General features: G+C 64.7%; 21 protein-coding genes. 12 read left to right on the top strand and 9 right to left on the bottom strand.

Translation table 11 applies throughout. The annotated features are described in order from the left end of the window. Nucleotides 1–109: 109 nt before the first annotated feature. The 6 genes from AC0L27_RS08625 to AC0L27_RS08600 all read right to left on the bottom strand — a co-directional run bounded on the left by AC0L27_RS08625 (nt 110) and on the right by AC0L27_RS08600 (nt 7,013). Nucleotides 110–1,885, bottom strand: coding sequence for an NAD(P)-binding domain-containing protein (locus AC0L27_RS08625; protein WP_354207842.1), 1,776 nt, complete (start codon nt 1,883–1,885; stop codon nt 110–112). 260 nt (nt 1,886–2,145) lie between these two features. After that, nucleotides 2,146–2,778: a general stress protein gene (locus tag AC0L27_RS08620; protein WP_275170916.1), complete on the bottom strand. Its 633-nt coding sequence runs from the start codon at nt 2,776–2,778 to the stop codon at nt 2,146–2,148. A gap of 12 nt (nt 2,779–2,790) precedes the next feature. After that, on the bottom strand, nt 2,791–3,111 hold the full coding sequence (locus AC0L27_RS08615) for a hypothetical protein (protein WP_354207844.1): 321 nt from the start codon (nt 3,109–3,111) through the stop codon (nt 2,791–2,793). 178 nt (nt 3,112–3,289) lie between these two features. After that, nucleotides 3,290–4,798, bottom strand: a complete 1,509-nt coding sequence (locus tag AC0L27_RS08610; RefSeq protein ID WP_354207846.1) for an acyl-CoA synthetase — start codon at nt 4,796–4,798, stop codon at nt 3,290–3,292. Between the two features lie 22 nt (nt 4,799–4,820). Continuing rightward, complete coding sequence (locus tag AC0L27_RS08605) at nt 4,821–6,005, bottom strand: ABC transporter substrate-binding protein (protein ID WP_354207848.1); 1,185 nt, start codon at nt 6,003–6,005, stop codon at nt 4,821–4,823. Between the two features lie 33 nt (nt 6,006–6,038). Continuing rightward, nucleotides 6,039–7,013, bottom strand: a complete 975-nt coding sequence (locus AC0L27_RS08600; RefSeq protein ID WP_354207850.1) for an NAD(P)H-dependent flavin oxidoreductase — start codon at nt 7,011–7,013, stop codon at nt 6,039–6,041. A 177-nt stretch (nt 7,014–7,190) separates the two neighbouring features. Here AC0L27_RS08600 and AC0L27_RS08595 point away from each other — a divergent pair, with 177 nt between their 5' ends. Continuing rightward, nucleotides 7,191–8,078, top strand: a complete 888-nt coding sequence (locus AC0L27_RS08595; RefSeq protein WP_354207852.1) for a LysR family transcriptional regulator — start codon at nt 7,191–7,193, stop codon at nt 8,076–8,078. Here AC0L27_RS08595 and AC0L27_RS08590 read toward each other — a convergent pair. Next, nucleotides 8,075–8,728 (bottom strand): DNA-3-methyladenine glycosylase family protein, encoded by a 654-nt coding sequence (locus AC0L27_RS08590; RefSeq protein ID WP_354207854.1) that lies wholly within the window; start codon nt 8,726–8,728, stop codon nt 8,075–8,077. The two genes, AC0L27_RS08595 and AC0L27_RS08590, sit on opposite strands and share 4 nt — an antisense overlap. A gap of 161 nt (nt 8,729–8,889) precedes the next feature. On the opposite strand from AC0L27_RS08590, the gene gluQRS reads away from it, so the two are divergent. Both gluQRS and AC0L27_RS08580 read left to right on the top strand, forming a co-directional pair. Further along, complete coding sequence (gene gluQRS, locus AC0L27_RS08585; RefSeq protein ID WP_354207856.1) at nt 8,890–9,762, top strand: tRNA glutamyl-Q(34) synthetase GluQRS; 873 nt, start codon at nt 8,890–8,892, stop codon at nt 9,760–9,762. Between the two features lie 104 nt (nt 9,763–9,866). Continuing rightward, a complete protein-coding gene (locus AC0L27_RS08580) occupies nt 9,867–11,168 on the top strand; it encodes an ATP-binding protein (RefSeq protein WP_473318625.1) in 1,302 nt (433 codons plus the stop codon). On the opposite strand, the gene AC0L27_RS08575 is transcribed toward AC0L27_RS08580, so the two are convergent. Then, nucleotides 11,095–11,988 carry a YihY/virulence factor BrkB family protein gene (locus tag AC0L27_RS08575; RefSeq protein WP_275170925.1) on the bottom strand — a complete coding sequence of 298 codons (894 nt, stop codon included), beginning with the start codon at nt 11,986–11,988 and terminating at the stop codon, nt 11,095–11,097. The genes AC0L27_RS08580 and AC0L27_RS08575 overlap by 74 nt on opposite strands. Before the next feature lie 204 nt (nt 11,989–12,192). On the opposite strand from AC0L27_RS08575, the gene AC0L27_RS08570 reads away from it, so the two are divergent. From AC0L27_RS08570 to AC0L27_RS08545, 6 genes are all read left to right on the top strand, one after another. Then, nucleotides 12,193–12,387, top strand: a complete 195-nt coding sequence (locus AC0L27_RS08570; protein WP_247427614.1) for a twin transmembrane helix small protein — start codon at nt 12,193–12,195, stop codon at nt 12,385–12,387. 1 nt (nt 12,388) lies between these two features. Continuing rightward, nucleotides 12,389–12,961 carry a cob(I)yrinic acid a,c-diamide adenosyltransferase gene (locus AC0L27_RS08565; protein ID WP_354207861.1) on the top strand — a complete coding sequence of 191 codons (573 nt, stop codon included), beginning with the start codon at nt 12,389–12,391 and terminating at the stop codon, nt 12,959–12,961. Nucleotides 12,962–13,086: 125 nt separating this feature from the next. Beyond that, complete coding sequence (locus AC0L27_RS08560) at nt 13,087–13,836, top strand: electron transfer flavoprotein subunit beta/FixA family protein (RefSeq protein ID WP_007597346.1); 750 nt, start codon at nt 13,087–13,089, stop codon at nt 13,834–13,836. Continuing rightward, the gene (locus AC0L27_RS08555; protein WP_354207863.1) at nt 13,836–14,780 is read left to right on the top strand and encodes an electron transfer flavoprotein subunit alpha/FixB family protein; all 945 of its coding nucleotides are present in this window, start codon (nt 13,836–13,838) and stop codon (nt 14,778–14,780) included. Before AC0L27_RS08560 ends, AC0L27_RS08555 begins: the two co-directional genes overlap by 1 nt. Before the next feature lie 192 nt (nt 14,781–14,972). Further along, a complete protein-coding gene (locus AC0L27_RS08550; RefSeq protein WP_007597339.1) occupies nt 14,973–15,854 on the top strand; it encodes a 3-hydroxybutyryl-CoA dehydrogenase in 882 nt (293 codons plus the stop codon). Nucleotides 15,855–15,999: 145 nt separating this feature from the next. Continuing rightward, nucleotides 16,000–16,194 carry a hypothetical protein gene (locus AC0L27_RS08545; protein ID WP_354207865.1) on the top strand — a complete coding sequence of 65 codons (195 nt, stop codon included), beginning with the start codon at nt 16,000–16,002 and terminating at the stop codon, nt 16,192–16,194. Between the two features lie 11 nt (nt 16,195–16,205). On the opposite strand, the gene tlpA is transcribed toward AC0L27_RS08545, so the two are convergent. Then, complete coding sequence (gene tlpA, locus AC0L27_RS08540; protein ID WP_354062001.1) at nt 16,206–16,895, bottom strand: thiol:disulfide interchange protein TlpA; 690 nt, start codon at nt 16,893–16,895, stop codon at nt 16,206–16,208. Nucleotides 16,896–17,001: 106 nt separating this feature from the next. On the opposite strand from tlpA, the gene argH reads away from it, so the two are divergent. From argH to lysA, 3 genes are all read left to right on the top strand, one after another. Next, nucleotides 17,002–18,399, top strand: a complete 1,398-nt coding sequence (gene argH, locus AC0L27_RS08535) for an argininosuccinate lyase (protein WP_354207868.1) — start codon at nt 17,002–17,004, stop codon at nt 18,397–18,399. Between the two features lie 94 nt (nt 18,400–18,493). Next, nucleotides 18,494–18,784, top strand: coding sequence for an LPS translocon maturation chaperone LptM (lptM, locus tag AC0L27_RS08530; RefSeq protein ID WP_473318622.1), 291 nt, complete (start codon nt 18,494–18,496; stop codon nt 18,782–18,784). Between the two features lie 23 nt (nt 18,785–18,807). Beyond that, nucleotides 18,808–20,073, top strand: coding sequence for a diaminopimelate decarboxylase (gene lysA / locus AC0L27_RS08525; protein ID WP_354207870.1), 1,266 nt, complete (start codon nt 18,808–18,810; stop codon nt 20,071–20,073). The last annotated feature ends 22 nt before the right edge of the window (nt 20,074–20,095 follow it).

The following is a 20,095-nucleotide window of genomic DNA, read 5'->3' as shown; positions in this document are numbered from 1 at the left end:
TGTCGGCGATGCGCGATCGTCTCCACACTGTCATTGCGAGCGCAGCGAAGCAATCCAGACTGCGTCCGCGGAAAGACACTGGATGCTGCGCTCGCAATGACGAGGAGGCTCAAATTGCGCCCGCCTCACGCCCCAGAATCCCTTCCTCGATCGCCTTGATCTGCAGTGCGAGATATTTCGAGTTGATCCGGCATTGCGCGAGGCTGCCGGCGATGAACCAGAGGCCGGGTTGCCCAGTGCGCGCATACATGTTGCGCAGCTCGAGGCCGTCGCCAAAGCCCCAGATCGGGCCGACGCGGTCGGCGACGCCGTCGCCGAACAGTTTCCGCACCAGATACTCCTGTGTCTTGTAACCGGTCGAGAGCACGATCAGGTCGGCCGGAAGGGTCGTGCCGTCCTTCATCCGCGCCCCCTCGGCGACGAAGCTCTCGATGTCGGAAAACTGCCTGAGCTTGATCGCACCCTCGACGATGAGGTTGGAGCAGCCGACATTGAAATAATAGCCGCCGCCACGGGTGAGATATTTGAACTGCCAGCCGGTGCCGGCCTCGCCGAAATCGAGCTTGAAGCCGACCTTGCGCAGGCCGTCGAGCAGCTCGTTATCGAGCTCCTTCGACTGCTCCGTCAGCATCACATGGGTCTTCTTCGCCAGCGGCGTCGGCATCGAGGCCGCGATCAAATCGTTGTCCTCGAGCGTGCCCTCATTGTAGGTCGCGTAGGCAAGTTGGGCCGACGGCTCGATATTGGTGACCAGCGTGGGTGAACGCTGCACCAGCGTCACTTCCGCGCCACTCGAGTGAAGGTCCTGCGCGATGTCGTGACCGCTATTGCCGGTGCCGATGACGATGGCGCGTTTTCCTGTCCAGTTTTCGCCGTCCTCGTAGCGGCTCGAATGCAGCAGCGTGCCCTTGAAGTTATCGAGGGTTGGAATAACAGGCACATTGGCGATGCCGCTGACGCCGGTTGCCATCACAACATGGCGCGGGTGCATGGTCCGTTTGCCACCGTCGGCGCCTCGCAACGTGACGGTCCAGTTGCCCTTGGCATCGTCGTAGGCGCCGCATTCGAATTCGGTTCCGGTCCAGAAATTCAGCTCCATCGCGTCGACGTAAGCTTCGAACCAGTTGGCGAGCTTGTCCTTGGGGATATAGGTCGGCCAGTTCGGCGGAAACGGCATGTAGGGCAAATGATTGACTTGCACCTGGTTATGCAGGGTCAGCGCGTGGTAACGTTTGCGCCAATTGTCCCCGATCCGCGCCTCGCGATCGACGATCAGTGTGTCGATCTTCAACTGCTTCAGCCGAGCCGCAATCGCGAGCCCGGCCTGGCCGCCGCCGACCACCAGCACGGCTGGATCGCGATCGGTGTAGTCGCGCGAGGCGTTGCGCAGGTCGAGCCAGTTCGGTCCACGGAAGTCGCGCGAATAAGCCTGGCCGCGCGGCCGCGAGGTGCCGAGCTGCTCCTCGAAGCCCTTGAGCTCGTCGAGCGCGGTGAGGAGCGTCCACGCTTTCAGGCGGTCGCCGTCGGTAGCGTCGGGCACAAGCCTCGCGATGCCGCTGCCGCGCCCCAGTGCGGTTTCGAAATCGAAGATCGCTTCGATCGTGTTGGTCCCGGCACGCGTCACCCAGCGCGGTGGCGCTCGGTTCGGCGCGATCTTGAAGCTGCCCGGCGCGACCTTTGCCGCGAGCGTTGTCAGCTCCCGCTTGATCGAGTCGCCGCCGGCGATGGTTTGCAGGTTCCAGCTGAGTGCCAGCACATCGCGCCAATAGCTGTCGGCGACGAAAAGAGGGTCCAGCCCAGCGCCGCCGGGTACGCCAAACGTGCGCTCGAATTCATCGAGCCAGGCTTGCGCGGATGCGGCAATATCCTTCGTCCTGTCCAGCATGCGCGACCTCGTGCCGTCTTCGCGGCGTTTCCTCTAGGGTCGAAAGCTATACTGTTTCGCAGACGGCCAATAGCCGATTACCCGAGCAGTGAGAGCATGTGCCCCTGCTTCAGCGGAATGCGCCCGTCAGCCCGTGAGAGAGACCTGCGGCACTCTCGCGGTGTTTGAGAACGGACACGCGAAAAAGGCTCCACCTCGGTGGAGCCTCCCTCGCGCTCTTGGGATTCACAGCCGCTCGCGTGGCGGCGAGCGGAACATCCCTACCTCACCCGCGTGCCGGCGCCGTACAACTCACGCTCACGGCCGACATCGTCAGGCGACAGCGGCGGGCTTGCGGCGTCGAAGCCGTTCCAGCCGGACTTTTGCCAGGCGGCGCTCCGTTCCTGCAGGTTCACGGCCTTCTCGTGCAATAGGGCATCGAGACGTGAGCGGTCCTGGTCGGGCACCCGCGCCGATACCAGCGTTCCGCCGCGACGGACGCCCTCCGCGTACCGCGACGCATCATCCTTGGAAACGCCGGCTTCGGTCAGCGCGCCAACGATGCCGCCCGTCGCGGCGCCCGCTGCGGCACCAACTGCCGTAGAAGCCAGCCATCCGGCAGCAACCACCGGCCCGAGCCCCGGAATAGCCAGCAAGCCGAGTCCTGCAAGCAGGCCCGCCGCGCTTCCGATTCCAGCGCCGATGCCGGCGCCCGTACCGGCGCCTTCGGCGCGGTCATCGACGCCGTCGCGGTCACGGTCGACCTTGCCGGTGGAGGAGGAGCCGTACCAATTATCGGAGTTGTTCGCGACGATGCTGATGTCGGAGTGCGGCACGCCCGCGGCCTCCAGACGCCTGACCGCACGTTCCGCATCCGAATAGGTGTCATAAAGTCGAGAAATGGTGGTGGTCATGTTTTATCCTCCTTACTTGACGGGGTTCACGTTGCCCTGGAAATCGACGCTCACGTCCGCCTTGGTCCCAGCCTTGTCGGCCTTGCCGCGCCAGACGCCGTTGTCGTCCTTTTGCAGGCCGGAAACATTGGAATAGCCCGCGCCCTCGATCTTCGACTTCGCCTGTCCCTCGGTGAAGCTGTTGCGGCCTGCGACTGGTGCGTTGGAGTTGTTGTGATCAGAGCTGTTGACGGCGTTGTTGCCCGGGCCGCTTTGTGCCTTTTGGGACTGTGCGCTTACGGGCATTGATCCGAGCAGCAGGACAGCCGCAGCGAGCGAAATTATACGTGACATAGTTTATCCTCCGGCAGTGATTGTGCCGGTCGACAACAGACGAGATTCGAATTGGTTGCTCTTCCGTTTGCGACGGAAGCGCGCGTCTTCAATCTGTCCAATAGTGGAGAGCCGCAGGAACGATTGCCACTCGTTCCCGTTTATATGAGTCTCGCGCTCTCGGACGCGTCGCCTGTTCTCACGCCGCCCAATAGGGCTCCCGCAGCTTGCGCTTGAAGATCTTTCCCGTTGCCTCGCGCGGCAGCGCGTCGCGGAATTCGACGTCCTTTGGCACCTTGAAATTGGCAAGCCGCTCGCGCAGGAACGATCGGACGGCGTCGGCCGAGAGCTCGGTACCCGATTCAGGCTCGACAAAGGCGCACAGCCGCTCGCCAAATTCCGCGTCGGGGATGCCGAACACGGCGCAGTCGCGCACTCCGGGCATTCCGATCAGCGCGTTCTCAATCTCCGCGGGATAGATGTTGACGCCGCCGGAGATCACCATGTCGCGCTTGCGGTCGCACAGGAACAGATAGCCGTCCGCGTCGAGATAACCGACATCGCCGACGCTGACGAGGCCGTCACGGCCGGCCTCGGCCCTTGCCTGCGACCTGCCGTGATAGTCGAAATCGGGCACTGCCGTCTGGCGCATGTAGATTTCGCCGACTTCGTTGGCACCGCACGGGCTGCCATCGTCCCGGAAGATCCTGACGATGCCGCCTTCGATGGCGCGGCCGACCGTGCCGGGCTTCTTCAGTGCTTCCTCGGCCGAGTGCCAGACCGGGATCCCGGTCTCGGTGGAGCCGAAATACTCGTTGATGACCGGTCCCCACCAGTCGATCATGGCGCGCTTGACGTCTGGCGGGCAGGGGGCGGCGCCGTGCACGACGAAACGCAGCGACGACAGGTCGTACCGCTGTCTGACCGCTTCGGGCAACCGCAGCAGTCGGACGAACATGGTCGGCACCATGTGAATATGCGTGACGCGGTGGCGCTCGATCAGCGCCAGCAGTTCCTCCGCATCGAACCGCGCCTGGAGAATGATGGTGCAGCTGCTCCGAAATGCCAACATGCCGTAGGAATGCGGCGCCGAGTGATACATCGGCCCGTTGATCAGCACGATTTGGTCTTCCCGCGGCTTGATGCCATAGGCGATCCCGCCCACGCGTTCGGAGGCGGCCGCCTGTTCGGGCTGCATCGGCATGCGCCGCACGCCCTTCGGCATGCCCGTGGTCCCCGATGTGTAGATCATCGCTGCGGCTCGCCGCGGCGGCTCCTGCGCTTGCGGATGGCTATCGCGCCAGCGATCCCAATCGGTCAGTCCCACCGGGATTTCGGTCAGCTCCGGAGGGATCGAGAAGGTCGCTGCGAGTTCGGGCGGCGTCGCGACGACCAGGAGAAGGACATCCGCCGGTACACCGTCGCGGATCTGCGGCAGCAAATCGGCATGGCACACCAGGAGCTTCGCCCCGCTGTCGGCCAGGATGTAACGGACCTCCTCGGCTTTCAGATGCCAGTTGATCGGCACCACCGGACTGCCCAGCGCGGCGGAGGCCGCAACCACCTCGAACAGGGCGAAATCGTTGCGCAGCATCATCGCGACCGGCGCGGCCTCGGCAAGCCCCAGGGCGCGGAAGCCGCTCATCGCCCGCTTGATCCGGGCCCGGATGTCGTCATAGCTGATCTGGCGTTCGCCGCTGATGATCATGGCGTCTCCTCATTCCGCTCGTCTAGCGATCATCGAGCACGTCGCCGAAGCCGACCCAGCTCTTGCCGTTGAAGCGCCGGAGCTGAAGCTGCTGGAACGGCAGATAGTCGTCAGGGCCGGTCGTAACAGCCATTCCCGGCAGCAGCAGCGGCAGCTTCACGTCCTTCAGCGAGGCCGCCTGGCGCAGGATGTTGTCGCGGCTGACATCATCCTTGCACGCCTTCAGCACCGTCATCAGCAGCGTGGCATAGTGGTAGCCCGCGGCGTAGTTGGAGTTGGAGAGGTCTGCGGTCGGCATATAACGCTTCATGAAGGCGAAATATTCCTTCACACCGGGATCGTCGGCCCATTGCGGGTCCATCGTGTCCTTCTGGTTGCTCGACGAGATCAGACCAACGGCATTGTCGAGGCCCGCCGGCTCCAGAAACGAGATCGAGGACGCCGAGGTCGGCACGAAAAACAGCTCCGGCTTCCAGCCGATCTCGGCCACGCCCTTGACCATCTGCGAGGTGAACTTGCCGAGCACGACGCCGAACAGCACGTTGGCGCCTGACGCCTTCAGCGTCGAGAGCTGCGAACTGATCGTCGGCGCGCTGGTCTCGTAGCTTGCTTCCGCGACGATCATGCCGGCCGCCTTGGTCCCGAGCGCACGCTTGAACCCCGCGACATAGTCGCGGCCGAAATCGTCGTTCTGCGACAGGATCGCGATCTTGGCGTCGGGCTTGGTCTGCAAAATATATTTGGCATAGACCACGCCCTCGGATTCGTAGGCCGCCATGCCCGGCATCGTCCACGGGTTCTTCTGTGGATCGGCCCATTTGGTGGCGCCGGAGAGCACAAATAGCTGCGGCACCTTCTTGGCGTTGAGATAGCGTTGCACGGCGCTGTTGGTGGCGGTGCCGAGCGAGCCGAACATCATCAGCACCTCCTCTTGCTCCACCAGCTTGCGGGTCTGCTCGACGGTCTTCGGCGGCGAATAGGCGTCGTCCAGCGTGATGAACTTGACCTTGCGGCCGTTGATGCCGCCATCGGCATTGACCTTCTCGAAGAACGCCTCCTGCGTCCGTCCGATCGCGCCGAAGCCGGACGCCGGACCGCTGTAGGGCAGGGTCTGCCCGATGCGAATCTCGTCGCTGCCTTCGGCATGGGCGCAGCCGCCCGTGAGCGTCAGCAACGACATGCCGATCAGTGCGGCTGCCAGTTTCATGGTGTCCTCCCGTTTTATTGTCGGTCCGAGCCCTTAGGCGCTGGCGCGCATCAGGAAATCCTGCCGAGCCTGGTCGAATTCTCGTTTCATCCGGTCGACGAGTTCGGCGACCGGCGGTGCATCGGCGATCTGGCCGATGCCCTGGCCCGAGCCCCAGATGTCGCGCCACGCCTTGGACTTCATGTTGCCGCCGGAGCCGAAATTCATCTTGGTCTTGTCGGCGGCCGGCAGATTGTCCGGGTCGAGCCCGGCCGCGGCGATCGAAGGGCCAAGATAGTTGCCGTGCACGCCGGTGAAGAGGTTGGTGTAGACGATGTCGTGCGCGGCATGCTGCGTCAGCGCCGACTTGTAGGCTTCGTCAGCGTTGGCTTCCTTCGTCGCGATGAAGCGCGTGCCCATATAGGCGAGGTCGGCGCCCAGCGTCAGGGCGGAGGCGATTGCGAAGCCGTCGCTGATTGCGCCCGACAGCAGGATCGAGCCGTCGAACCATTGCTTGACCTCACGTACCAGCGCGAAAGGCGAGAGCGTTCCTGCATGTCCTCCAGCGCCGGCGCAGACCAGGATCAGGCCGTCGACGCCTTGCTCGGCGGCCTTGCGCGCGTGCTTGACGTTGATGACGTCGTGGAACACGAGGCCGCCGTAGGAATGTGCGGCCTCGACGAGCTCGGCGGGCGGTCGCAGCGAGGTAATGATGATGGGCGCCCTGTGCTTCACACAGGTCTCCATGTCCTTCATCAGCCGGTCGTTGGAGGCGTGGCAGATCTGGTTGACGGCGTAGGGCGCGACCTTCTTGCCGGGATTGCGCGACTTGTATTCGCCGAGTTCATTCTCGATGCGGCTCAGCCACTCGTCGAGCTTTTCCACCGGACGGGCATTGAGCGCCGGAAACGAGCCGACGATACCGGCCTTGCACTGGGCGATCACCAGCTCCGGGCCTGAGACGAGGAAGAGCGGCGAGCCGACCACGGGCAGCTCGAGCGAATCCTTCAAGAGAGCGGGCAGCGCCATGATGTCCTCCCGGAAACGCAGCCCGCCGGCAGGCGGATGACGAGGCGTTTCCCTGTTGATTGTCGCGGGCGAGTTGCCGCCCATGTTTCATTTCACGCCATTATAGGGGTTGGAGTGCGGCCTCCCATCGTTCAATATTGAACAGACAACTATTCAGATTTGAACAGAGTGCCGCTGATGGACTGGGACCTATGCAAGACCTTCGTCGCCGTCGCCGATACCGGCAGCTTCACCGGCGCGGCACGTCGGCTGCACAGCAGCCATCCCACCGTCAGCCGCAAGATCGCGGCGCTGGAAGCCCAACTCGGCACCAGGCTGGTGGCGCGCGCCGCCGACGGCCTGGCGCTAACCGCGGATGGACGGACACTGCGCGAGCACGCCGAGGCGATGGCGGCGGCGGCGCTGCGGGCGGAGACAGCAGTCTCGGCGGGAGGGCACAAGGCGCGCGGTACCGTCAAGCTGTCGATCGGCGCGACGCTGGCCTCGCATTGGCTGATGCCGCGCCTGCCTGCGTTCCTGCGCGCGCATGATCACGTCCAGCTCGAGATCATCACCCATCCGTTTCCGGCCAGCGTGCGCCGGCGCGAGGCGGACGTGGTGCTGCGGCCTTTCGACAGCGGCGAGGAAAATCTGGTCGGCCGCAAGATCGGCCGTCTCGGCACGGGATTCTACGCCTCACGCGACTACGCCGGCGGGCGGTCCTTGCCTGAACGGCGCGGCGAGTGGAAGGGGCATAGTGTCATCGGTTTCGCCGACCAGACCTCCAACGTCCAGCTTGCGCGCTGGAGCGACGTCGTCACACGTCAGGCCAGGGTGGTGATGCGCTGCTCGTCCCAGGGCGACATGCTGGCGGCGGTCCGCGCCGGACTCGGAATCTCCGCCCTGTCGTGCTTTGTCGCCGAAAGCTATCCCGATCTCGTGCGCGTCGCGCCGCAGAAGCTCGCCAGCGTGGCGGACCTGTGGCTGCTCGCCCATCCCGACCTCGTCGAACTGCCGGCGGTGCGGGCCGTCATCGACTTCGTCGCCGATTGCGCCCGGACCGATCGCGTTCGGCTGCGGGGCTAAGCTGATCCCGCGATGACGCCTTCGCGTTTTTTTACCGCGCGATAATAGCTCCACCACAGATGCGCCGCCGCACCGCGCAGGGGGCGCCAGGGTTCGGCGAGTGGCGCCATCTGCTTCTCCGTCGGCCGCGCCTGCAAGCCGAGCCCGATGCGGATGCCTTCTTGCACGGCGAGGTCGCCGGCCGGCCAGGCGTCGCCATGGCCGAGGCAGAACAGCAGATAGACGTCCGCCGTCCAGGGTCCGATGCCGGGCAGTGCGATCAGCGTGTGATGCGCGGCATCGGCGTCTTCTTCGGCGAGCACGTCGAGGTTCAGCCGCTGTGCGGTGATCTCGCGCGCGAGATGTTTCAGCGTCTTGATCTTGGCGGCGGACAGGCCGAGCCGCCCCAGCCGGTCGGTGCGGGCGCGGCGCACCGCCTCGTGATCGAACGGATCGAACGCGGCGGACAGCCGTCCCCAGATCGCTGCAGCGCTCGCTGTGGAGAGCTGCTGTCCGCAAACGATGTGGGCAAGCCCCGCAAAGCCCGGCTCGCGCCGGCGCAATGCCGGCATGCCGGCAGTCGCGAGCACGGGCTTCAGGCGCGGATCGCGCTTCACCAGCGCGTGGACGGCCTCTTCGAGATCGGATTGGGTTTCGAGGTGGATGGTCATCGCTTGCTCAACTTGTCATGCGCGGGCTTGACCGCGTACCGAATATCTTACTCCGTCATTCCGGGGCGAGCCCGGAATCTCGAGATTCCGGGTTCGGTCCTGCGGACCGTCCCGGAATGACAACTGTGACGGTGAAGCCCGGCCATGACGAGTTCTGAAGCATGTCGACACCCGTTTTCCGATTTGCCCCCAGTCCGAATGGCTACCTGCACCTCGGCCACGCCTATTCAGCGCTGTTGAATTCCGACCGCGCGCGCGAGACCGGTGGGCGGCTCTTGTTACGGATCGAGGACATCGACGCGAAGCGTTGCCGTCCGGAGTATGAGACAGCGATCTACGAAGACCTCGCCTGGCTCGGCATTGCCTGGGAGACGCCGGTGCGGCGGCAGTCGGAGCATCTCGACGCGTATCGGGCGGCGCTGGACAGGCTCTCGGCGCTCGGCGTGGTCTATCCCGCCTTCGAAAGCCGCGCCGAGATCGCAAGGCTGGTTACGGCGCGTGAAGCGGATGGCCCGTGGCCGCGCGATCCCGACGGCGCGCCGCTCTATCCCGGCGACGCCAGATCGCTGTCCGCCGACGAGCGCGATCGCCTCGTCGACGCCGGCGCGCCTTATGCGCTTCGGCTCGACATGGCGGCGGCCTGCCGCCGCGCCGTCGGCCTGAGCTGGAACGAACTGGGCGAGGGGCCCGATGGTGAGCGTGGCGTCGTCCCGGCGCGGCCAGAAGCCTGGGGCGACGTCATTGTGGCCCGCAAGGAGACGCCAACGAGCTACCATCTGTCCGTCGTTGTCGACGATGCGCTCCAGGACATCAGCGAGATCGTGCGGGGCCAGGACCTGTTCCACGCCACTTCGGTCCACCGTCTGCTTCAGGCTCTGCTCCGCCTGCCCGAACCCGTCTACCGCCACCATGGGCTAGTTCGCGACGAGGGCGGCCGGAAGCTGTCGAAATCAACCAGCTCGACCGGCCTTCGTGAACTGCGCGCGGTCGGCGCCACGCCGGCCGGTATCCGCCAGCTGGTGGGATTAGGTTAAGTTTCTCTGGGGGTTAGCCAAACGGCGCCGTGACTCCAGGTGTTCCGCCGTGCCATGCTCGCCTGACAGCCCGGGGTTCGAAGGCGATACTTCGAAGGGGAGTTATGGCGACGAAAACGCGCGCAGCGCGCACTACGGGGACGTCCAAGCGAGTGGCTGGGAAGCGCTCCGGGCCGACCGCCCGGTTGCGCAAGCGCAGCACCAAGCGTGTCGAGCCGGACGTCGTCCAGGCCGCGCTTGCCGCCTTTGCCCATGAGGTCCGCACCCCCCTGACCGGCATTCTCGCGATCAGCGACCTGCTCGCGACTTCGGATCTCGGTGAACGGGAAAGACGCTGGGCCGACACGATCAAGGCCGGTGCCGAGCATCTGGCGAACCTTGCCACCCTGTTCGTCGATGCGGCCAGAACCGGCAAGGGGACGGGCAAGGGCGTCGGAGGTGGAAGCACGCTGCGGCAGGATTTGTTCGACCTGCGGACCCTTGCCCGGAACGCCGGCGATTCGCTGGCCGGTCGCGCCGCGGCCAAGGGTCTCCAGGCCGAGGTCGATATCTCGGAGAAGCTGCCGGGGCTGGTAGTCGGTGATCCCGTCCGCCTGCGCGCCGCGCTCGAGAATCTGATCGACAATGCCGTGAAATTCACCGAGCACGGCGGCGTGGCGCTCACGGTCGCGCCTTGGCGTTCCGCCAAGAGCAAGGGAAAGACCAAGAGCAGAGGCAAAGCCAAGGGCAAAGGCAGCGTCGGTGTCGCCTTCGCGGTGTCCGACAGCGGCATCGGCCTCACCATGGCCGAGATCAAGCGGCTGTTCCGCCCGTTTACCCAGGCCAATGTCACCATTGCCTCGCGCTTCGGCGGCGCCGGCCTGGGCCTGTCGTCGGTGAAGCAACTGGCGCGCGCGATGGGCGGCGACATCACGGTCGCCCCTCGGCCCGGCGGCGGCGCCACCTTCACGTTGACGGTGTCGGTGGATGCCACGGGATCGGGCAAGTCCGGCAAGTCGAAGGGCGAAGCCGAGATGGATGCGGTCCCGGCGCTGCGCTTGCTCAGCGTGGAGGACAATCCGTTCGGGCGCGTCGTGCTCAACACCATCCTGACCGAGCTCGGCCATCATGCCGAGTTCATCGGGCGCGGCGAGGACGCGGTGAACCGGCTTGCGCAGGGCGCCTTCGACGCGGTGCTGATGGACATGGTGCTGCCGGGCATCAATGGCGTCGAGGCGATCAGGCGGATCCGCACCATGGCGACGCCGCTGGCTCAGATCCCCATCATCGGGGTGTCCGGTCGCGGCGAGGACGAAGTCGCCTCACGCGAGGCCGGCGCCGACGCCTTTCTGGTCAAGCCTGTGTCTCCGCGGGCGCTAGCGACTGCGCTGCTTGCAGCGACACGCCGTGAGGAAGTCGCGACTTAATGATCGCGGCGTTGAGTTCGCCGCCGTAGACGAAGATCGCGGCAATGAAATACAGGAACACCAGCGCGATGATCACCGAGGCGAGCCCGGCATACATCGTCACGTAATTGTTGGCGAAGCGCGCGAGGTACTGGCCGAATACGATGCCCGAGATCAGCGACGCCACGATGGTGAAGACGATGCCGGGCAGGATCTGAAGGAACCGGCGCCGTCCCGCCGGCAGCCAGGTATGCAGGATCATCAACGCCACCACCAACGCGCCGACGGTGATGCCGTAACGCAGCCAGGTGAGGATCCTCTCGTTGGATTCAACGAACAGCGGAATGTGCGCACGCGCGGCCTCGATGAGCAGCGGTCCGAGCACGATCAGAAATGCCATGGCGAGCGCGGTGAAGGCCGCAATCAGCGTGTAGGCGATCGATTCCAGCCGTAGCCAGTACCATGGCCGCATCTCCACGACCGCATAGGCGCGGTTCAGTGCGACCCGCAGCGCCTCGACGCCGTTGGAGGCGAAGTAGACCGACAGCACCGCGCCGATGGTGAATAGGCCGGTGCGGGTCGTGGTCAGCACGTCGTGGACTTCCCCCGAGATCGAATCCGCGACCTGCTTGGGCCAGACCTGGAGCATGAGGCTCGCAGCCTGGTCGGCGAGTTCCTTGGAGCCGAAGAAGCCGGCGAGCGATGTCAGCACGATCAGGAACGGGAATAGCGCCATCAGCGTCGACAGCGCGATATGGCTCGCGATCGCCCAGCCATCGTCGGCCAGGAACGTGTAGAACGCGTCCATCACGACGACGTAGATGGTGCGGATTGCCTTCACGCGCCACCTGCACTGCTGTTGCTGCTTCCTCTTTCCGCGCGCGGGAAACGCATTCCGACCTCTCCCCGCAGGCGGGGAGAGGCGAAGAGGATGGGCAATTCGCGCAAATCGGAAATCATCTAGCTAGCTTCTGATATTATTGGCTTAAAAGCCAGATCGGGAACGCCATGGCGGACCGGCGCGCAGGGTGTTATCTACCCTCGAATGGCATCTCTCCTGAGTACTTTCATCCTGCCGATCGCGGTCGGCGCCGTGGCGTTGGTGCTGCTGCTCGGTCTCATCAACATGATGCGCGGCGGCTCGCCCAGCACCTCGCAGAAGCTGATGCGCTGGCGCGTGCTGCTTCAGTTCGTGGCGATCGTCATCGCGATGGTCGCCGTATGGGCGATGGGGCGTTAACATGGTCGTGCTCAACCGCATCTATACGAAAACCGGTGACGACGGCACGACAGCGCTCGGCTCGGGCGAACGCCGGCCGAAATACGATCTGCGCATCGAGGCCTATGGCACGGTGGACGAGACCAATGCTGCGATCGGCGTGGTCCGGCTTCACACCAGGGATGCGCCCGAGCTCGACGCGATGCTTGGCCGCATCCAGAACGATCTGTTCGACCTCGGCGCGGATCTCGCGGTGCCCGAACGTGAGGGCAAGGCGGAGCGGCTGCGGGTGGTGGCGAGCCAGGTCGAGCGACTCGAGCGCGACATCGACGCGCTCAACGACGAGCTGGCACCCCTGACCTCCTTCGTGCTGCCGGGCGGCACGCCCGCCGCCGCCCACCTCCATGTCGCCCGCACGATTTGCCGCAGGGCGGAACGCGTGATGGTGGAACTGGCGGCCCGGCCGGAAGAGCCTGTTGGTGCCGCTGGCATCCAGTATATGAATCGCCTGTCAGACTTCCTGTTCGTCGCCAGCCGCGCCAGTAACGATGACGGCGCCGGCGACGTGCTCTGGGTTCCGGGCCAGAATCGCTGACCCATTAGGCCGCGCATTTCTGGGCGCCAAAATTAGACCCCTTCGCGCGTTGACCGGGCCGGATCAGGCCTTTAGGTTCCGCGCCAGTTGATAACCCCCCTCCCAGATTGAGTGAAAGAGGATCGATGAAGGTCTTGGTGCCGGTAAAGCGGGTGGTCGATTACAACGTCAAGGTCCGCGTCAAGAGCGATGGATCGGGCGTTGAACTCGCCAACGTCAAAATGTCGATGAACCCGTTCGACGAAATCGCGGTCGAAGAAGCGCTGCGCCTGAAGGAAGCCGGCAAGGCGACCGAAGTCGTGGTGGTCTCCATCGGACCGGCGCAGGCGTCGGAAACGATCCGCACCGGTCTCGCCATGGGCGCCGATCGCGGCATCCTGGTGAAGGCCGAGGGCGCGGTCGAGCCGCTCGCGGTCGCCAAGATACTGAAGAAGATTGCGGACGAAGAGCAGCCGGGCCTGATCATTCTCGGCAAGCAGGCGATCGACGACGACAGCAATCAGACCGGCCAGATGCTGGCCGCGCTGCTCGGCTGGTCGCAGGCGACCTTCGCCTCGAAGCTCGAGGTCGAAGGCAGCGACTTCAAGGTCACCCGCGAAGTCGACGGCGGCTTGCAGACCGTGAAGCTGAAGGGACCGGCGATCGTCACCACCGATCTCCGCCTCAACGAGCCGCGCTACGCCTCGCTGCCCAACATCATGAAGGCCAAAAAGAAGCCGATCGCGGACAAGACCGCCGCCGATTACGGGGTCGATCTCACTGCGCGCCTCGAGGTTCTCAACACGACCGAGCCGGCGGGCCGTAAGGCGGGCGTCAAGGTCAAGGACGTCGCCGAGCTGGTGTCGAAACTCAAGAACGAAGCCGGGGTGCTCTGATGACGACGCTTCTGATTGCCGAACACGACAATGCGTCGCTCAAGGATGCGACCAACAAGGCCCTGACCGCGGCGGCCGCGCTCGGCGCGGACGTCGAGGTTCTGGTGGCGGGCGAGAACGCCAAGGCCGCGGCGGACGCCGCCGCAAAGCTTGCCGGTGTGAAGAAGGTGCTGCTCGCCGACGGCGTGCTTTACGCGCACGATCTGGCCGAGCCACTGGCCGCGCTGATCGTCTCGCTGGCGCCGTCCTATGACGCCATCGTCGCGCCTGCGACCTCGCGTTTCAAGAACGTGATGCCGCGCGTCGCAGCCCTGCTCGACGTCATGCAGGTCTCGGAGATCACCAAGGTGGTCGCCCCCGACACCTATGAGCGTCCGATCTACGCCGGCAACGCCATCCAGACCGTGAAGTCGAAGGACGCCAAGAAGGTCATCACGGTGCGCACCTCCACCTTTGCCGCAGCAGGTGAAGGCGGCAGCGCGTCGGTCGAGAGCGTCGCGGCGGTGGCCGATCCAGGCCTGTCGTCCTTTGTCGGCGAGGAGGTCGCAAAGAGCGACCGTCCCGAGCTGACCTCGGCCAAGATCATCGTCTCCGGTGGCCGCGCCATGCAGAGCCGCGAGAACTTCGCAAAGTACATCGAGCCGCTCGCCGACAAGCTAGGCGCCGGCGTCGGCGCTTCGCGCGCGGCGGTGGATGCGGGCTACGCGCCGAACGACTGGCAGGTCGGCCAGACCGGCAAGGTCGTGGCCCCCGAGCTCTATGTCGCGGTCGGCATTTCCGGCGCGATCCAGCATCTGGCCGGCATGAAGGACTCCAAGGTGATCGTCGCGATCAACAAGGACGAGGATGCGCCGATCTTCCAGGTTGCCGATTACGGCCTGGTCGCCGACCTCTACCAGGCGGTTCCGGAGCTGACCGCCGAACTCGGCAAGCTCGGCAAGTAAAACGCGCTAAAACACCGGCCGGAGCTATAAACTCCGGCCGGTGTTGCGTTTTGAGGCGTTTTCTTTGGCGTGGGACACGCCTTCGAAGCGATCCAATCTAGGTTTCGAGGCCGGGTTCTGATTAAATCGGATCTCCCGGCTCGGGGGATAGGCAGGCGCGGTTGATAGCGCGCCGTTCCGGTGGATGACATTATGGCGGCAGTAATCAAGAAGGTCGGCGTGATCGGCGCGGGGCAGATGGGCAATGGCATCGCGCATGTCGCTGCGCTGGCCGGCTTCGACGTGGTGCTCAACGACATTTCGACCGACCGCCTCAAGTCAGGCATGGCCACGATCAACGGCAACCTGACGCGCCAGGTCTCCAAGAAGGCCGTTAGCGAGGACGACAAAGCCAAGGCGATGGCGCGTATCGTGGCTGGCGAGAAGCTGGACGACCTCGCGGACTGCGATCTCGTGATCGAGACCGCGGTCGAGAAGGAAGAGGTCAAGCGCAAGATTTTCCACGATCTTTGCGCCGTGTTGAAGCCGGAGGCGATCGTCGCCTCCGATACCTCCTCGATCTCGATCACGCGGCTCGCCGCCGCCACCGACCGGCCCGAACGCTTCATCGGCATTCACTTCATGAATCCGGTGCCGCTGATGGAGCTGGTGGAGCTGATTCGCGGCATCGCCACCGACGACCAGACCTTCGAGGCGTCAAAGGAATTTGTCGGCAAGCTCGGCAAGCAGGTCGCGGTCTCCGAAGATTTCCCGGCCTTCATCGTCAACCGCATCCTGCTGCCGATGATCAACGAGGCGATTTACACGCTGTATGAAGGCGTGGGCAACGTCGAGGCAATCGACGCGGCGATGAAGCTCGGGGCGCACCATCCGATGGGCCCGCTGGAGCTCGCCGATTTCATCGGCCTCGATACCTGCCTGTCGATCATGCAGGTGCTGCATGAGGGCCTCGCCGACTCCAAGTACCGCCCGTGCCCGCTGCTGGTGAAATACGTCGAGGCGGGCTGGCTCGGTCGCAAGACCCAGCGCGGTTTTTACGACTACCGGGGCGCCAAGCCGGTTCCGACGAGGTAGCGGTCTCGTGGTCCGGACGCAGTGTGTCACTTCGTGCCGCGCCGGGTCCGGGACACGGACAAAGCCTACCTTACGGCGCTTCGCGACAATTCATGTCCCGTTAACCGCTCGCCTCTAGGTTACGGCCGATACGAGGGTTTGCGTAATGGACATGATGGCGATGGTCAGCAGCATGCTGGCCTCTCAGCAAGGCGCGCTGCAGTCGAATATCTCGGCGACGCTGATGAAGCAGAACGCGGATGCGGAGAAATCCACCGTCCTGACGCTGCTCGGCGCCGGACAGCCCTCGCTTGCCAATGTCAGCGCCGGCGTCGGCGGCAACCTCAACGTCACCGCCTAAAACATCATCGCTTAGAATGACGCGGCGGCTTTGCCCGTCGCAGCCCGGATCAGCTTGAGCGCATCCTCGCTCGCCCATTCCGCCGGCCCCGCGATCGTTGCGATCTCGCAGCCTTGGGGATCGACCAGCACCGAGGTGGGCATGCCCAAAGCCCGGCCTATCGCCTTAAGATCCTGAAAAACCTTGGCTTTCTGATCATTGAAGTAGCCGAGCCTGATAAGATTGGCCTCTTTCAGAAACGTCTTGGGCTTTTCGGGGTCGCGGGTGTCGATATTGATCGCCACCACCTCGAAATTCGGGCCCGAAAGCTTGCCCTGGAGCTCGTCCAGCGCCGGCATTTCCTTCCGGCACGGCACGCACCAGGTGGCCCAGAGGTTCACCAGCAGCGTCTTGCCGCGGAAATCCGACAGCTTCTTCGGCTTGCCGTCGGCGTCCTCGAAGGCCAGGTCCGGCAGCTTTAGCGGTGCGCTCGCCATGGTCAGCGCCGCCACCTCGCCATGGGCGAGCGGGGCGATCTTCCGTGCGGTGTTCACCGCCGCCCGGCAGGCGGGATCGCCGGATGGGGCCCGGCCCAGGCCCAGCCCGTACAGCGCGGCAAAGCCGGCCAGGCCCCCGACCACCACGGTGAGGATGACGACGGGGATACGGCGCGTGGCCGACCGTGCTGTCCGTTGGTCGAGCCTATCGTTGGGGTCGAGCATATCGTTTGTCATCCGGTCGCAGATATGGCTATCAGAGGCCTCTTAATACGGCTGGCAGCCGTCAGCAAACGTGCGGCGGCGACAAGCAGGGCGTGAGCAGGGGATCATGAGCAACAAGATGTGGGGCGGCCGGTTCTCGGAACGTCCCGACGAGATCATGGAAGAGATCAACGTCTCCATCGACGTCGATCGTCACCTCTTTGCCCAGGACATTGCCGCGTCCAAGGCCCACGCCGCGATGCTGGCCACGCAGGGCATCATCACGGCCTCTGATGCGAAAAATATCGGCAAGGGTCTAGACACGATTTTGTCAGAAATCGGCAAGGGCGGCTTCGAATTCAAGCGCGCGCTCGAGGACATTCACATGAATGTGGAGAGCCGGCTGTCCGAACTGATCGGCCCCGCCGCCGGCCGCCTGCACACCGCGCGCTCGCGCAACGACCAGGTCGCGACCGATTTCCGTCTGTATGTCCGCGATGTCCTCGATGAGACCGACGCCGCGCTCGCCGCGTTCCAGCAGGCGCTGGTGGAGCGCGCGCTGGAGCATGCCGGAACGGTCATGCCCGGCTTCACGCACCTGCAGACCGCGCAGCCGGTGACCTTCGGCCACCATCTGCTCGCCTATGTCGAGATGGCCGCGCGCGATCGCGGCCGTTTCCAGGACGCGCGCAAGCGGCTGAACGAATCCCCGCTCGGAGCTGCCGCGCTCGCCGGTACCTCGTTCCCGATCGACCGTCACGCCACGGCGAAGGCGCTCGGTTTTGATCGTCCGATGGCCAACTCGCTCGATGCGGTCTCCGATCGCGACTTCGTGCTGGAGACGCTGTCGGCGGCCTCGATCTGCGCCGTGCACATGTCGCGCTTTGCCGAGGAGATCGTGATCTGGACCTCGCCGCTGGTCGGCATGATCCGCCTCAGCGACAAGTTCACCACGGGATCCTCGATCATGCCGCAGAAGCGGAATCCTGACGCCGCCGAGCTGGTGCGCGCCAAGACCGGCCGCGTGATCGGCGCGCTCAACGGGCTGCTGATCGTGATGAAGGGCCTGCCGCTCGCCTATCAAAAGGACATGCAGGAGGACAAGCAGGGCGCCATGGAAGGCTTCGCCGCGCTGTCGCTCGCGATCCGCGCCATGACCGGCATGGTCCGGGATCTCGTGCCTGATGAAGCGAAGATGAAGACGGCCGCAGGCGAGGGCTACGCCACCGCGACCGATCTTGCCGACTGGCTGGTGCGGACGCTAAAGATGCCCTTCCGCGACGCCCATCACGTCACCGGCCGCATCGTCGCGAAAGCCGCCGAGGGCGGCGTGGCGCTGCACGACCTCCCGCTCAAGGAGATGCAGGCGATCGAGCCGAAGGTCACGAAAGACGTGTTCGGCGTGCTCTCGGTCGAATCGTCGGTGAAGAGCCGGACCAGCTTCGGCGGCACCGCGCCGAAGAACGTGGCGTCGCAGGCCAAGGCCTGGTTGAAGCGGCTGGAAAAAGAGCGAAAATTGGGCTGAGGGGCAAAATTTCGCTTATGTTTCATGATCATCCGGGTCTCGCCAGAGCGCGCCAATCTCTGTATGGTGCGCCGCGCGTAGTGGGGATTTCGTCGTGACGTCAAAGTTTCGCCCGGCCGGCTCGGGGTGGGCCATCATTCTCTTGAGCCTGACGGCGCTCGCGCTTGCCGGCTGTGGCCGCAAAGGCCCGCTGGATCTGCCGCCGACCGCCTCCAGCGCGTCCACGGCCAATGTCGCGCCGCCGACCGACACCGAGACCGAAGCCCAGAGGACGCCGAGCGTGTTCAATCCCACCTATGGCGCGGACGCCGCACCGGCGGCGACCAAGGGCAGGAAGAAACCGTTTATCCTCGACCCGCTCCTGGACGAAAGACCCAGCCGATAGGCTGGGGCAACTGAGCCAACGCCATGAACCATTTTGACTATCGCAACGGCGTGCTGCACGCCGAGGCGGTGAACCTGTCCGAGCTGGCCGCAGCCGTCGGCACGCCGTTCTATTGCTATTCGACCGCAACGCTCGAGCGGCACTATCGCGTTTTCACCGACGCTTTCGCCGGCGAGAAGGTGCTGGTCTGCTACGCCATGAAGGCGAACTCCAATCAGTCGGTACTGCGCACGCTGGCCAAGCTTGGGGCCGGCGCGGACGTGGTCTCCGGCGGCGAACTGAAGCGCGCGCTGGCCGCCGGCATCCCGGCAAGCAAGATCCTGTTCTCCGGCGTCGGCAAGACGGAAGCCGAGCTGCGCGCCGCGCTGGCCGCCGACATCCTCTGCCTCAACGTCGAATCCGAGCCCGAGCTCGAGCTGCTGTCGCGCCTTGCGACAGAGACGGGCAAGACCGCGCGGATCTCGATCCGTGTCAATCCAGACGTCGATGCCGGCACGCACGCAAAGATCTCGACTGGCAAATCCGAGAACAAGTTCGGCATCCCCATCGCGCATGCCCGTGAGGTCTATGCCCGCGCCGCAAAGCTGCCGGGCATCGAGGTCACAGGTACCGACGTACATATCGGCAGCCAGATCACCGACCTCTCCAAGATGGAGATCGCGTTCCGCATCCTCTCCGAATTCGTGCAGACGCTGCGCGCCGACGGCCACAACATCTCGCATGTCGATTTCGGTGGCGGCCTCGGCATCCCCTATTACATGGACCGCGAGGCGCCGCCGGCGCCCGACGCCTATGCCGCCATGGTCAAGCGCGTCAGCCACAATCTCGGCTGCACGCTGATGTTCGAGCCGGGCCGCATGATCGTCGGCAATGCCGGCATCCTGGTCGCCAAGGTGATTTACGTGAAGCACGGCGACGGCAAGAATTTCGTCATCATCGACGCCGCCATGAACGATCTGATCCGTCCGACGCTGTACGAAGCCCATCACGACATTCTGCCGGTGACGCAGCCCGCGAAGGGGGCGGCCACAATCATGGCCGACGTCGTCGGCCCGGTCTGCGAGACCGGCGATTACCTCGCACTCGATCGCACGCTGCCGACGCCAAAGCCCGGCGACCTCATCGCTGTCATGACCGCCGGCGCCTACGGCGCAGTGCAGGCCGGCACCTACAATACGAGACCTCTGGTGCCCGAGGTGCTGGTGAAGGGCGACCAGTACGCGGTCGTGCGTCCGCGCATCGAGGTCGAGCAACTGATCGCGATGGATACGCCGGCGCCCTGGTTGTAATTGTGTGATCGTCCACGATGAG

This window comes from Bradyrhizobium sp. Ken51 (assembly GCF_055807435.1).
This window is presented reverse-complemented; position numbering and strand designations above follow the sequence as displayed.

Bases quoted from the DNA above. Each gene is read 5' to 3' on its own strand.
- AC0L27_RS08555 (WP_354207863.1), top strand. From the start codon at position 13,836: ATGACGACGCTTCTGATTGCCGAACACGACAATGCGTCGCTCAAGGAT.
- gluQRS (WP_354207856.1), top strand. From the start codon at position 8,890: ATGTCGACACCCGTTTTCCGATTTGCCCCCAGTCCGAATGGCTACCTG.
- AC0L27_RS08605 (WP_354207848.1), bottom strand. From the start codon at position 6,005: ATGAAACTGGCAGCCGCACTGATCGGCATGTCGTTGCTGACGCTCACG.
- lysA (WP_354207870.1), top strand. From the start codon at position 18,808: ATGAACCATTTTGACTATCGCAACGGCGTGCTGCACGCCGAGGCGGTG.
- AC0L27_RS08580 (WP_473318625.1), top strand. From the start codon at position 9,867: ATGGCGACGAAAACGCGCGCAGCGCGCACTACGGGGACGTCCAAGCGA.
- AC0L27_RS08570 (WP_247427614.1), top strand. From the start codon at position 12,193: ATGGCATCTCTCCTGAGTACTTTCATCCTGCCGATCGCGGTCGGCGCC.
- AC0L27_RS08620 (WP_275170916.1), bottom strand. From the start codon at position 2,778: ATGACCACCACCATTTCTCGACTTTATGACACCTATTCGGATGCGGAA.
- AC0L27_RS08615 (WP_354207844.1), bottom strand. From the start codon at position 3,111: ATGTCACGTATAATTTCGCTCGCTGCGGCTGTCCTGCTGCTCGGATCA.
- tlpA (WP_354062001.1), bottom strand. From the start codon at position 16,895: ATGCTCGACCCCAACGATAGGCTCGACCAACGGACAGCACGGTCGGCC.
- AC0L27_RS08545 (WP_354207865.1), top strand. From the start codon at position 16,000: ATGGACATGATGGCGATGGTCAGCAGCATGCTGGCCTCTCAGCAAGGC.
- AC0L27_RS08560 (WP_007597346.1), top strand. From the start codon at position 13,087: ATGAAGGTCTTGGTGCCGGTAAAGCGGGTGGTCGATTACAACGTCAAG.
- AC0L27_RS08595 (WP_354207852.1), top strand. From the start codon at position 7,191: ATGGACTGGGACCTATGCAAGACCTTCGTCGCCGTCGCCGATACCGGC.
- AC0L27_RS08550 (WP_007597339.1), top strand. From the start codon at position 14,973: ATGGCGGCAGTAATCAAGAAGGTCGGCGTGATCGGCGCGGGGCAGATG.
- AC0L27_RS08565 (WP_354207861.1), top strand. From the start codon at position 12,389: ATGGTCGTGCTCAACCGCATCTATACGAAAACCGGTGACGACGGCACG.
- argH (WP_354207868.1), top strand. From the start codon at position 17,002: ATGAGCAACAAGATGTGGGGCGGCCGGTTCTCGGAACGTCCCGACGAG.
- AC0L27_RS08590 (WP_354207854.1), bottom strand. From the start codon at position 8,728: ATGACCATCCACCTCGAAACCCAATCCGATCTCGAAGAGGCCGTCCAC.
- AC0L27_RS08625 (WP_354207842.1), bottom strand. From the start codon at position 1,885: ATGCTGGACAGGACGAAGGATATTGCCGCATCCGCGCAAGCCTGGCTC.
- AC0L27_RS08610 (WP_354207846.1), bottom strand. From the start codon at position 4,798: ATGATCATCAGCGGCGAACGCCAGATCAGCTATGACGACATCCGGGCC.
- AC0L27_RS08600 (WP_354207850.1), bottom strand. From the start codon at position 7,013: ATGGCGCTGCCCGCTCTCTTGAAGGATTCGCTCGAGCTGCCCGTGGTC.